Source organism: Acinetobacter sp. NCu2D-2, assembly GCF_001647675.1.
In the GTDB taxonomy this organism is placed as follows: Bacteria; Pseudomonadota; Gammaproteobacteria; order Pseudomonadales; family Moraxellaceae; genus Acinetobacter.
The window spans coordinates 1-13,103 of the sequence record NZ_CP015595.1 but is presented as its reverse complement, the minus strand read 5'-3'; the positions used below and the strand labels follow the sequence as shown (position 1 = coordinate 13,103).

At 39.3% G+C, this 13,103-nt stretch carries 12 protein-coding genes; 7 read left to right on the top strand and 5 right to left on the bottom strand.

What is annotated here, in order from left to right:
• Positions 1-597: 597 nt before the first annotated feature.
• The 3 genes from A3K93_RS13255 to A3K93_RS13245 all read right to left on the bottom strand — a co-directional run bounded on the left by A3K93_RS13255 (position 598) and on the right by A3K93_RS13245 (position 3,428).
• Positions 598-783 (bottom strand): hypothetical protein, encoded by a 186-nt coding sequence (locus A3K93_RS13255; RefSeq protein WP_067731768.1) that lies wholly within the window; start codon positions 781-783, stop codon positions 598-600.
• Positions 780-2,489: an FAD-dependent monooxygenase gene (locus A3K93_RS13250; protein WP_067731767.1), complete on the bottom strand. Its 1,710-nt coding sequence runs from the start codon at positions 2,487-2,489 to the stop codon at positions 780-782. Before A3K93_RS13250 ends, A3K93_RS13255 begins: the two co-directional genes overlap by 4 nt.
• Positions 2,490-2,615: 126 nt before the next feature.
• Positions 2,616-3,428, bottom strand: a complete 813-nt coding sequence (locus tag A3K93_RS13245; RefSeq protein ID WP_067731766.1) for an IclR family transcriptional regulator — start codon at positions 3,426-3,428, stop codon at positions 2,616-2,618.
• Between the two features lie 352 nt (positions 3,429-3,780).
• Between A3K93_RS13245 and fahA the strand changes: the two genes are divergently transcribed.
• The 7 genes from fahA to A3K93_RS13210 all read left to right on the top strand — a co-directional run bounded on the left by fahA (position 3,781) and on the right by A3K93_RS13210 (position 9,393).
• Positions 3,781-5,064 carry a fumarylacetoacetase gene (fahA, locus tag A3K93_RS13240; protein ID WP_067731765.1) on the top strand — a complete coding sequence of 428 codons (1,284 nt, stop codon included), beginning with the start codon at positions 3,781-3,783 and terminating at the stop codon, positions 5,062-5,064.
• A 12-nt stretch (positions 5,065-5,076) separates the two neighbouring features.
• Positions 5,077-5,715 (top strand): maleylacetoacetate isomerase, encoded by a 639-nt coding sequence (gene maiA / locus A3K93_RS13235; RefSeq protein ID WP_067731764.1) that lies wholly within the window; start codon positions 5,077-5,079, stop codon positions 5,713-5,715.
• A gap of 20 nt (positions 5,716-5,735) precedes the next feature.
• Positions 5,736-6,311: a VOC family protein gene (locus tag A3K93_RS13230; RefSeq protein ID WP_067731763.1), complete on the top strand. Its 576-nt coding sequence runs from the start codon at positions 5,736-5,738 to the stop codon at positions 6,309-6,311.
• Positions 6,312-6,329: 18 nt separating this feature from the next.
• On the top strand, positions 6,330-7,031 hold the full coding sequence (locus A3K93_RS13225; protein WP_067731762.1) for a CoA transferase subunit A: 702 nt from the start codon (positions 6,330-6,332) through the stop codon (positions 7,029-7,031).
• Between the two features lie 3 nt (positions 7,032-7,034).
• The gene (locus tag A3K93_RS13220; protein ID WP_067731761.1) at positions 7,035-7,679 is read left to right on the top strand and encodes a 3-oxoacid CoA-transferase subunit B; all 645 of its coding nucleotides are present in this window, start codon (positions 7,035-7,037) and stop codon (positions 7,677-7,679) included.
• Positions 7,680-7,763: 84 nt separating this feature from the next.
• A complete protein-coding gene (locus tag A3K93_RS13215; protein WP_067731760.1) occupies positions 7,764-8,942 on the top strand; it encodes a thiolase family protein in 1,179 nt (392 codons plus the stop codon).
• Between the two features lie 67 nt (positions 8,943-9,009).
• Entirely contained in the window at positions 9,010-9,393 is a 384-nt protein-coding gene (locus tag A3K93_RS13210) for a carboxymuconolactone decarboxylase family protein (RefSeq protein WP_067731759.1), read from the top strand.
• Between the two features lie 78 nt (positions 9,394-9,471).
• Here A3K93_RS13210 and A3K93_RS13205 read toward each other — a convergent pair whose 3' ends face one another.
• Together A3K93_RS13205 and tynA are read right to left on the bottom strand one after the other, a co-directional pair.
• The gene (locus A3K93_RS13205; RefSeq protein WP_081408556.1) at positions 9,472-10,740 is read right to left on the bottom strand and encodes a hypothetical protein; all 1,269 of its coding nucleotides are present in this window, start codon (positions 10,738-10,740) and stop codon (positions 9,472-9,474) included.
• A gap of 62 nt (positions 10,741-10,802) precedes the next feature.
• Positions 10,803-13,103 (bottom strand): primary-amine oxidase, encoded by a 2,301-nt coding sequence (gene tynA, locus A3K93_RS13200; RefSeq protein ID WP_067731758.1) that lies wholly within the window; start codon positions 13,101-13,103, stop codon positions 10,803-10,805.

Sequence of the window (13,103 nt, the reverse complement as noted above, 5' to 3'; positions counted from 1 at the left end):
CTTGCATAGTATAAAAATTCTGTTAAAAGATAATATCTGTCATCATCACATATAAACAATAAACTGATTATATGGCATTTCTTAATTATTCATTAATTTATTACAGACTCGCTGAAATATATTATTCAAATTACTTCAAAAGTTAAAGCTTAAAGCCTCTTCTCATACCAACGAGACTATACCAGAGGTGAATTTTGAAATCCCTACCACATGCTTTCACTTCTTACCAAAGTGCAAATAAGAACATAGATTGACTAATTTAGAGTTTTTAATAAATTCATATTATTTAATAAGTAAATGTTATTTATATAGTTTTCATCAAAATATTTTTTGTTAGTAAGACACTTTTTTGTTATTAGTCGATCAAAGTAAGCTGAGAATCTTACTTACACTCCTATCTGCCTGAGACCTTTAAATAGCACAACATATGAAGTGTTATTTATTATTTTTAAATATTATAAATTCAATTTAAAATAAAAATTCTGCGATTTTAAAGTCTACATTAAAAAATGAACGTGTCGCAATAATTATAATCAATTTTTATAGTTATAAAAAAACCCAAACACGAGGTTTGGGTTTTTTTGAAATATAATTGAATTAATCTTCAAATACTTTCGCTTGATTGACTAACTGCAAGAAAACAGAACCATCTTGGATTTGATTCGCACTTAATAACGCAAGTTTTACCAAAAATAATTCGCGTTTCTCAGCAGGGATCGAATCTAGGCTTTCTGCTAAATGATCATATACTTTTTCAAGATCATCAATTGAAATTAAGCTCATGCTGCAACTCCGTTTTCTACATTAGCAAATTGTTGGAAAGTTTTGGTTAATGCATTTTCACTGTAGCTCAACCAACGACCATTAATATGATGACCAGGACGAACCAAATACACTGTACCAGCACTTGCAAAGAAGCGATTTTCAGCTAAATCAGGACTGATTGTTAATGTCAGATCAGCTCCAGATACCTGTTGTCCATCGATGGCTAATGCAACAAGCTGTACAGGTACTTTGTCTGCTTTTAACTGGGCAACTTCAGCAACCAATTGAGCTGAAATTTGTCCATTTTCAGTCAAAGCAAGTACAGTGAACTTCCCTGAGATTGAATCATACAAGTACGAACCATCAGCAAACTTCACATTCGGAATCAATGCTCCATTTTCAGTTTGCTCTGCCATTTTTGAATTATCGTCAAATTGACTATTTAATGGAGAATGTGTGTAAGCGTGTGGACGTGAAGTACGCCAATGATAGAGTGGGCGCACAAATTCATGTTCTAAAGACAGCGACAGTACCGCATCACGAAGTAGCTTAAAGCCATCTGTAGGCGGCGCCATGAAGCGAGTTGACTTACCAGCTTCAGCAATAATTTCACGAGCTGCACCTACGCGATCGTAAGTATAGCTTTCAAGTAATTTCTCTGGTGCCCAACCATTGACCACACCTGCTAGTTTCCAAGCTAAATCTTGTGCATCTTGGAAACCAGTATTTGCACCACGCACACCAAAAATTGGTAATAAGTGTGCAGCATCGCCCACAAAGATAATACGGTTATGGACGTAGTTATCTAATGTCAAAGCACGTGCAGAGTAAACCGTACTCCAGTCCATTTCCCATTCAAGATGATCTTGACCAATCATTTTTAATTGATCTTGTACAGCTTTATGAAGATTCTCAGGTTTTAATGCTTCTTCAGGGGTAACCGACGTGTCAAGCTGGTAATCGAAACGCCAAATACTATCTGGTTCACGGTGCATTAAGATGGTATTGCCTGGGTTCCAATCTGGTGAAAAGTAAGCAAGACGCTCTGTTGGATAATCCAATTTAATGCGGATATCTGCAATGACAAAGCGACCTTCGTAGCTTGCACCTTCCATCCAAAGTTTCATACGTTCACGAATTGGAGAACGACCACCATCAGCAGCAACGACCCACTTAGATGTATGCGTGTACTCACCTTCTGGCGTCTGAATAGTTAAAGTCACTTCGTCATTTTGTTGAACGTGATCGACGACTTTATTGCCCCAACGTACTTCGATATTGTCATTTTCTTTAATAGTTTCTAATAAGAAATGCTCTAACCAATTTTGTTGAAGGTTATTCAAAGGTTCAAATTGATCATTTTCGTTGGTTGGAGACTCCATACGAAATGCAACTTTTCCTTTGTAGATCGAATTACCATGTGTCCATGGCAATGCTTTTGACATAATTTTTTCAGCGGCACCAGCAGCTTGTAAAATTTCCATCGAGCGCTTTGTATATACCAAAGCACGACTTCCCTCAGATAACTGAAGCTCAGACGACAATAGAATTACTTTTACACCTTGCTTAGCGAGTAAAAGTGCAGTGGTCATACCAATTGGACCAGCACCCACAACTGTTACAGTTTTTTCATCTGTATGAATCGCTTCTTGACTATGGAAGTGTGGAAACACTTGATAGTCATAATAAAGAGATTGTCGTGGCTGCGTTGCTGGAAAATGCATTTCGAACTCCTTGTCCTCATTATGCTAAACGGTATTAAACGTTCTAATTGCAAACTCAGTACCCCATTAGAATGACGCCAAATGAGATACCTGTTCTTTTAAAACTTACACTTTTAAATGCCTGTACTAATTATTTGGGACTTGCAAAACAGGTGACGACTGTCCTTTTGTCACAAATTCAGTTAGTGCTTTGGCGGTGGCTTTTAATACTCGAACTTTCTCATTTTCAAAGTCCATCGGTAAGTAAGCTTCACTACCTAAAGCTGCGATGCAAAATTCAATATCACCATGTACATTAAATACAGGGACACAAAATGAATTCACACCTACAAGCATATCCCCTGAAACAGTTGCTGCGCCTTTAGCGACAATATCCTGTTTCAGTTCTAAAAATTCTTCCCAATTTGCCGGATAGACCGACAAATCTTGTTTTTGCTTCTCAATCCACTCACGCTCAAGTAAAGGTTTCACCACATTTTCTGGAAGAAAACTTGCAAACGCACGCCCGGTCGCTGAATTTAACAACGGCATAATTGAGCCAACACGTGTAATGACTGAAACAGGCTGGTCAGGTTCAATAAACTGTACGATCAACGGTCCTTGGGACGTCCAACGACTAATTTGCAGACCGCAATGTATTTCACGATGTAATGCTTGAATATGCGGTTGAGCTGCTTGAATGACATCCGTACGTTGGATGCATTGCAAACCTAATCGCCAAGCTTGGTCACCCAATGCATAACGTCCATCTTCAAGTTGTTTTGCATAATTCATGCGAACCAAACTCACAACATAACGATGGACTTTTGCAGGATGCATAGACAACGCTTCCGCCAACTCTTTTAACATCATCGGTGTTCTATGTGTAATCAACGCATCCAATACACCTAGACCCACTTCAAGGGACTGAACCCCACCCTGTACTTTATCTTCAGTCATTAACCGACAACTCTCATTTCTATTAACTCGTATTCTACTCGAAGCGGGTTGATTACCAAGAATCAAACAGAATGAGGGCATCGAGAAACTTAAAACTAAACTTCGCATACGTCTAATTTACGTATTACGTAATTAATTTATGTATTGCGTAATTTATGAAAATCAGTATGATGAGATTAATCCCAAAAATCAATAGGTCTTAGACTCAAGGCTGATGAATTTAGTAAAAAATATTTAAATTATTGATTTAATTATTTTTATTTAAATATCAATAGGCGTTTTAAGATCAATTTGATGCAATTTTAAGATGGGTTTTATCTAAAAACCCTTGGTTTACATAAGGAACATGGAAATGACTAGCCAATTAAAATCGTTTATTGACGTTGCTCAAAATTCAGATTTTCCCATTCAAAACTTACCTTATGGCGTATTTAGTAATTCACAAGAAGGTGAACGTCGTGTAGGTGTGGCATTGGGTGAGTGGGTGGTAGATCTTGCTGCTCTTGAAGCAAATGGCTATTTATCGATCCAATCAGGCGAAACCTTTTTCAATCAGGCAACACTGAATAAATTTATTGATTCTGGAAAAGAAAATTGGTCAAAAATTCGTGCTGAATTACAAAACCTACTTTCAGCGGACAATCCAGAGCTACGTGACAATAGTGAATTACGTGGCAAAGTTTTCCATAAACAAGCTGATGTCATCATGCATCTTCCTGTCCATGTTCCTGGCTATACAGATTTTTATTCTTCAAAAGAACACGCAACAAACGTAGGTTGTATGTTCCGTGATCCTAAGAACGCACTTCTTGCGAACTGGTCTGAACTGCCAGTAGGTTATAACGGTCGTGCAAGCTCTGTGATTGTGAGTGGTACAGATGTGGTTCGTCCATCAGGTCAGATCAAACTTCCGAATGAAGACCGTCCACAATTCTCAGCATGCCGTAAACTTGATTTCGAACTAGAGACAGGTTTCATTGTTGGTAAACCAAATAAACTCGGTGAACCAATTTCAATTGAAAATGCGTGGGATCATATTTTTGGTATGGTGCTATTCAATGACTGGTCTGCACGTGACTTACAACAATGGGAATATGTACCACTTGGTCCATTCAATGCCAAAACTTTTGCATCATCAATTTCACCATGGATTGTGACACTTGAAGCCTTAGAGCCATTTAAAACAAGCTCACCTGTTCAAGAACCACAACCACTTGCATACCTTCGCGAAGATCATTCAGCAAACAGCTATGACATCAACTTATCTGTTGAAATCCAAGCAGAAAATGCAGCACAAGCAGATGTCATTTGTGAAACCAACTTCAAATACATGTATTGGTCAATGGCACAGCAACTGACACATCACACGATCGCGGGTTGTAATGTTCAAGTCGGTGACTTAATGGGTTCAGGCACAATTTCAGGTCCTACACCAAACTCATATGGTTCATTATTAGAAATCACATGGAATGCAACCAAACCACTGACACTTGCCAATGGTGAGCAACGTACTTTTATTCAGGATGGCGATACAGTCATTATGAAAGGTTTCTGTGAAAAAGATGGTCTACGTATCGGCTTTGGTGAAGTGACAGGTAAAGTTTTGCCAGCACTTCAATTTAATTTCCAAGCTTAAGGAAATTAAATCATGCAACTGTATACCTATTTTCGAAGTTCAGCCGCATACCGTGTACGTATCGCGTTGAATTTAAAAAATTTGAATGCTGATCAAATCCCCGTCCATTTAGTGAAAAATGGCGGTGAACAGCATGGTGAAGCATATAAGGCGATCAATCCATCTAAATTGGTTCCAACATTGGTCGATGATGAATTAAAACTAAGCCAATCTCTAAGTATTTTAGAATATTTAGAAGATCAACACCCTGAAGTCGCATTGCTACCTCATGACCCTAAACAACGTGCATTGGTACGTGCGTTTAGTCTTGCCATCGCTTGTGATATTCACCCGTTGAATAACCTACGAGTACTGCAATATTTAACTGGCACTTTAGAAGTTTCTGAAGAACAGAAAAATCAATGGTACACACATTGGGTACTGACTGGATTTAATACACTTGAAGCTCAACTGTCTGAATCAAATGGTCAATTCTGTTTCGGTGATCAACCGACGCTTGCCGATTGCTGCTTGATTCCTCAAGTGTATAACGCATTGCGTTTCAACATCGATTTATCGGCTTATCCAAAAATTCAAGCCATCTATCAACATTGCAATCAATTAGATGCATTTAAAAATGCAGCTCCTGAAGCACAGCAAGACGCTGGATAATTTTAAATAAGGACATTCATATGGCGATACAAATCGAAAAAATTCACCACGTTGCTTACCGTTGTAAAGATGCCAAAGAAACGGTGGAATGGTACAAAAAAAATCTCAACATGGACTTTATTTTGGCATTCGCTGAAGATCACGTGCCATCAACTAAAGCTTTTGACCCTTACATGCATTTATTTCTTGATGCTGGTAATGGCAACGTTTTGGCATTCTTTGAACTTCCGACACAACCTGAAATGGGTCGTGATGAAAACACACCAAAATGGGTTCAGCATATTGCACTTAAAGTCAAAGATCGTGCTGCTTTAATTGAAGCAAAAGAGCACTTAGAAGCCAATGGTGTCGATGTTTTAGGTATTACCAATCACGGTATTTTCCATTCAATTTACTTCTTCGATCCAAATGGTCACCGTTTAGAACTTGCTTATGATGATGAGAAAGCACCTGAAAAAATTGCGCTTATCACCGAAGAAATGAAACACGAAATGCTGGAAGAATGGTCAAAAACCAAACGTGCTCCACACCACACTCATTTCTTACATGCAGATGAATTAGAAAATAACTCAGCTGATGCAAAAGTTGATCACTGATTTAAAAGGATTAAATACGTGAATAAGTTGGTTGCAAGTGCACGCGAAGCACTTGATGGTATTGTTGCAGATGGTCAAACCTTGGCTGTCGGCGGATTTGGTTTATGCGGTATTCCGGAAGCGTTAATCGAAGCGCTTAAAGAAACGGGGGTTAAGAATCTAACCTGTATCTCCAATAATGCGGGTGTCGATGATTTTGGTTTAGGAAAGCTTCTTCAGACCAAACAAATTAAAAAAATGATTTCATCTTATGTGGGTGAAAACAAAGAATTTGAACGTCAATATTTAAGTGGTGAACTTGAAGTTGAGTTAACGCCTCAAGGGACCTTGGCTGAAAAGTTACGTTCAGGTGGTGCGGGTATTCCTGCGTTCTATACTCAAACTGGTGTTGGAACACTGATCGCTGAAGGTAAAGAAAGTCGTATTTTTGATGGTAAAGAATACATTTTAGAACCAACATTAACTGCCGACGTTGCGCTTGTTAAAGCATATAAGGCCGATAAAGCGGGTAACCTGGTATTCCGTAAAACGGCTCGAAACTTTAATCCAGAATGTGCTGTTGCTGGTAAGTTCACTATTGTTGAAGTTGAGCAAATTGTAGAAATCGGTGAAATTGATCCTGATGATATCCACTTACCTGGAATTTATGTCAATCGTATCGTTCTAAATGCAACACCTGAAAAACGTATCGAACAAATGACTTTAAAGGCAGAGGCTTAAATCATGGCTTGGACACGTAATGAAATGGCACAACGTGCCGCACTTGAGCTTGAAGATGGCTTCTACGTCAATTTAGGTATTGGTTTACCTACCCTTGTCGCCAATTATATTCCTGAAGATATTAATGTTTGGCTTCAATCTGAAAATGGTTTACTCGGTATTGATGAATTCCCTACAGCTGAAACTGTAGATGCGGATTTAATCAATGCGGGTAAACAAACCGTGACTGCACGTAAAGGCGCGGCATTTTTCTCAAGTTCTGAGTCTTTCGCAATGATCCGTGGCGGACATGTCAACATTGCCATTTTAGGTGCGATGGAGGTATCTGAACAAGGTGACCTTGCTAACTGGATGATTCCAGGTAAAAAGGTTAAAGGTATGGGCGGTGCGATGGACTTAGTTGCTGGCGTTCAAAAAGTAGTTGTGTTGATGGAACATAACGCAAAAGACGGCAGTGCTAAAATCGTTAAAAACTGTGCCCTTCCTTTAACCGGAAAAGGTGTAGTAAATCGTGTTATTACGGACCTTGGTGTAATGGATATTACAGAAAAAGGTGTGGTATTAGTAGAACTTGCAAAGGATGTGTCATTGGAACAGATCCAAGCTGCAACAGGTGTTGAGCTGATCACTGATGCAATCGCAGCATAATTGATGATCATGATCCACTAATTCAAAGCAGCTTCGGCTGCTTTGATTGTATTTAAACAACTTAAATATGAGAAATATCAACGGATGAAAAAAATTATTATCAGTGCAGCTAGCCGCACAGCAATGGGTAGCTTTCAGGGTGGCTTATCTAACTTAACAGCACCACAGCTGGGTGCTGCTGCAATTCAAGAAACGATCAAGCGCGCAAATATCGATAGTTCAAGTATTGATGAAGTTATCATGGGTTGTGTCCTACCCGCAGGCTTAAAACAAGGACCTGCTCGTCAAGCAATGCGCTTAGCTGGTATTCCTGATCATGTCGGTGCGACCACTATTAATAAAATCTGTGGTTCGGGTATGAAGGCTGTCATGCAAGCTGCTGATGCAATCAAAGCAGAAAGTGCTGATTTGATCATTGCTGGTGGTATGGAATCAATGAGTAACGCGCCTTATCTTATGGATAAAGCTCGTGCTGGTTTCCGTATGGGGCATGGAAAAGTCACAGACCATATGTTCCAAGAAGGTTTGGAAGATGCTGAAACTGGCTATTCAATGGGTGTTCTTGCTCAAGACATGGCCAATAAAAAAGGCTATACACGCGAACAACAAGATGAGTTTGCGATTCGCTCATTAACTCGTGCCCAATCTGCAATTCAAAATGGTTATCTTACTGACGAAATTGCACCAGTGACAGTTACCAGTCGTAAGGGTGAAACTGTCGTAATTCAGGATGAAAATCCTTTTACAGCAAAACTTGAGAAGATCCCGACCTTACGTCCTGCTTTTGCCAAAGATGGGACGATTACTGCTGCCAATGCAAGCTCAATTTCCGATGGTGCATCTGCAATAGCAGTCACTTCAGAAGAATATGCCACAGCGAAAGGTCTCCCTGTCCTTGCAGAAATCAAAGCTTATGCAAGCCATTCTCAACATCCTTCAGAATTTACGATTGCACCAGTTGGTGCGATTGAGAAAGTACTGAAAAAAACTGGTTGGGCTGCTGAAGAAGTCGATTTATGGGAAATCAATGAAGCGTTTGCCATGGTCACAATGGCTGCAATTGATGCCTTTAATTTAGATAGCGAAAAAGTAAATATTTCAGGTGGCGCATGTGCATTGGGTCATCCTTTAGGTTCTTCAGGTTCACGCATTATTGTGACACTCGCCTACGCTTTAAAACGTTTAGGTAAGCGTAAAGGGATTGCTGCACTTTGTATCGGTGGTGGTGAAGCGACAGCAATTGCAATTGAAGTAAAAGCATAAAACTTATAATTAATATGGTGGGCTCAACCTGAGACACCATATTTATAAAATTCAGAGGGTAAATAAGATGTCTCAACAAGATTTTGAAAATGGACTAAAGGTTCGTAAAGAAGTCATGGGTGAAGCTTTTGTAAAACGCGCGCAGGATAATACAGTCCCTTTTACTGAACCTTTACAAAATTGGATCAATGAGCATGCTTGGGGTTCAACATGGCAACGTGAAGGTGTACTGCCACGTAAATATCGCTCCCTCATCACGATCGCTTTTCTAACAGCACAAAAAAGTCCGACTGAGCTTAAAGGCCATGTACGTGGCGCTTTAAATAATGGCGCAACAGTCGAAGAGATTCAGGAAGTTCTACTGCATAGCTTGCCATATTGCGGTGCACCAGCGACTCAAGAAGCTTTTCGTGCTGCCTTAGAAGTCATTCAAGAGTATGAAAAACATTAAAGATTAAATATAAAAAAGCACTGAAAAATCAGTGCTTTTTTATACATTAAATATAGTTAAAAACTATAAAATACCATCTTAGTACACATATTGAAGAATCAGTTGAGCATAAGTATTGGTGTCTTTGTCACCCATTTGAGCCCCACCATTATTTACATCTTTTTTCGGTTTGTAGAAACCGATCAATGGAATGACATTAACATTTTGTGTCGGTGACCATACTGCAAATAAATCTACTTCTGCTCCATCAAGATTCTCCCCAGATGATTTATCAATGGTATCAAACTTGTAGCCCAACACACCTAGATGTAAATTCTCTTGTACAGATCCCTGTAAAGATAGTTGATGAATACGTGCATTGGTACTGTAAGGACCTGAATAGTTCGCAGCAACCTCACCTTGGAACCAGGTTCCGAAGCCTGCATCCGTATTGCCATAGAACAAGCCATCATATTGTTCTGAGAATGATGAGAAACGGTAGCCTAACGTCGGCTGATACTTCACTTGATCAAATGTATATTGTGCAGATGCATACCAAGCGTTTTCATTGCCTTGCTTTTGATCTTGATGGACATATTCAGCAGCCAAAGCAAGTTGTTCATTGACTTGTTTTTTTGCACGAACAGCAATATCTTTTAGATCATCACGTTGGGTTTCTTTATCTGCTACATCTGTGATTTGTAAATAAGTTAAACCAAAATCACTGTTCGCATACTGATATTCAAAATCTGCTGACCACAGTTTCGCTTCATTTTGTGCTTTATTGCTTGATTCTAAATAGTACCAATGCGTCTTTAATGCATCATTAATTTGATAATGTAATACCGCTGTCATATCGAAGCTTTGACGTGCTGCTAAGTAATAAGCACCACCACGATCAAGCTCATCACCATAGCCTTTACCAAAGTTAAGTGCATCACCAGCAACCAAGAAGCCATCCGCGATTTGGACTTTCTGACGACCTATACTTGCATCAATTGTAGCATCTTCAACAGAACCATTGCGCCAACCTAAATTCCACTGCTCCAAAGACGTTTTACGCTCATCACCTGTAGTAATACCGGCAGCATCTCCATCGCCAAAAGTTGCAGAACTGACTGCGATAAGGCTACTGTAAAGTGTACCTTGATCAAGCTTATATTCAGCTTCTACGCCATATTTAGCAACGACTTCCTGCCATGATTTACTGTCAGTCGTCATCCCATCATAGCTCTTATCGCTATAGAAGGTAGCTGCAGTTAAATCGATCACAGGTTTAACAGTGAGTTGTTCTGGTAATGCTTGAGCATTAACTGCTGTAGACCCCATTGCTGTGAGTACAGCGATTGAAAAAATATTCTTTTTCATAACTTTCCTTCTTTTTTATAAAAAAAAGAGGACTAACTTATGTTAGTCCTCTTCGCTAAAAATTATTTTTTAGACTTTGATTTCTTGTCTTGTTTTAGCTCATCCGCTTGTAAGGTCGGTGTGCTGTCGAAGTAGTTCCAAGGTTTCAACATGGTGTAAACCCACTCTGTTGGCATAATTGGCCACTCTTCAGCACGCGCTACGTGTGTTGTACCTGTCGTCATCCACACAACTAAATCTTTATTTTCAATATTGTCATTGTTTGCGACAAATTGACCAAGACCCGTATCTTCTTTTGAACGATTTGTGTATTTGCCTTCAGGGAATAACTCATTGGCATCACGCTTTGTCACCCAAATTTGCTTATCCATGAAGTTTAGACGTTTGAATAACCATTCATCAGGCGAGAAATTCGCACCTTTTGCTATCGGATGTGTACCACCTGCATAAGGAATAATCTGATAAGAAACCGGATTACCCATGCGGTTTTCTTTATTTGTATTGCTTAATAAACGTATTGTTGATGGGTCAAATTTTTGTGCCGCATCTTGTTCAGTTTTAACAGTACGCTCTTCTACTTCCATGGTACTTGTACGCGGACCACTACGTGTATTCTTCGCAATGACTGGATCAATTTCGATGAAACTATTTTCTTCACCATCAATATCCATATCTAAACGGAAGTTATAGATGTGCTGATGCGTTGTACCCACGATGTTGTGATCAATCAACGTACCATAACGCGTATCTTCTTTCGCTGTAGCATCATGCATCGTACGTGCTTTAACGCCCTTAACAGCCTCAATACCAGTTGCACCCGCATTAATTGCTACAATACCGTTGCTGTTAAATACCCAGTCAAACATGTAGTCATAGTTACCAACAGTACTGATCCAACGCACAACAAGTTCACGTCGTTCAGCACTTACATTGGCTTGATCCATTTCTTGATGTTTGTATTCAGGACCCGCATAACGTTCAAAAATGGCAATTGCATTTGGAATAATACGTGGTTGACCGGTGTAATCAGCAAGTACAGCATCCAACAGAACTGCATTGTCAGGTGCATCGATACCTTTTTCGATTGGGGAAGTCAATGTACCCATACCATACTCACCAGAATCTAGGTAAGACTTAAAGTACCAACCGATATCAGGGTCACCATAAGGGACAACCATACCGCCTAGGTTACCTTCATACATGACTTTACGTTTAACGCCTTTGTCTTTATAGGTAACTGTAGATAATTTAACCCCAACACGTGAGTCTAAACCGACATGGAAGCACCAAGGCCCCCAATGCACCGTTTGACCCGTGATCGAGAAATTCTTACCTTCTGGTTCTACGATATTTAATGGCTTATGCTCGAATGCACTTTTTGTATCAATTGGACGCGGTGTCATTGGTACAGGAATGATTGAACCTTCCTCAATTTTAATGACTTTTTTGCTATCTAAATCAACTACAGCTACGAGGTTTTCAATCGGATGCGCCCAATGGTTACCATCACCGACATTCACATAAGAAACCACTTTCAGCACATTTAATTCTTGACTCAAGCCATCTTTACCGCCGAAATATCCAACAGTCAGTGGCGTAGTCACAATTTTAGACGGGTCTTTCACACCACGTTTAGCAAGTGCTTTAATATAATTTTTATCTTTAGTAACAATGTCTTGTACAGCCATCATGTCATCGTAAAGTACCATGCCATGTGTATTTTCAAGGACATTCCACTGAATGACTTTGCCAGTTTTTAAATTGACAGCACCTTCAATCACTGATTTACCTTTAAGTAAGGTAAATTCAGCAATACGGTCTTCATTTAAAGCTTTGTGATTAATAAATGCGTCCCAAACCTTCTCTTTAGCAGGATCACGCAATTTAATTTCTGAGAAACGCATATTTGAATAAGCATGCTCAGATTGGCTGATCGCTTCATAGGTTTTTGTAATTTCTTGAGTGTTCAAGCCATTTAATGGATGCGCAGTCGCCTCTACTTTAAATGTTTGATCTAGACCTGATTGGAAAATTTCAGCCGCAAATTCTTTGCTAACTTCGACTTTTCCATTTTTTTCAACGAGTGGAACACTAACTTTTAAAGGCTTTCCGTTTACTAACACTGTGTCAGAGTTTGGTTTAGCACGAACAACAACTGAACCTTTGCTAATTGTATATGTGTTGGTGAAGTCGTCTTTCTTAACTTCAGCACCAAAATCACTCATATTTTGATACAACGGAACCATTTCTGCAGCTTGACCATGAGCTAGCACTTGCTGGCTGAAGCCCATAATTGCAGCTGCAGCAAAGAAGTTAAGTCCCGCCAATTTTTTTAAAGATTGAGTGATTTGATTATGTTTCAT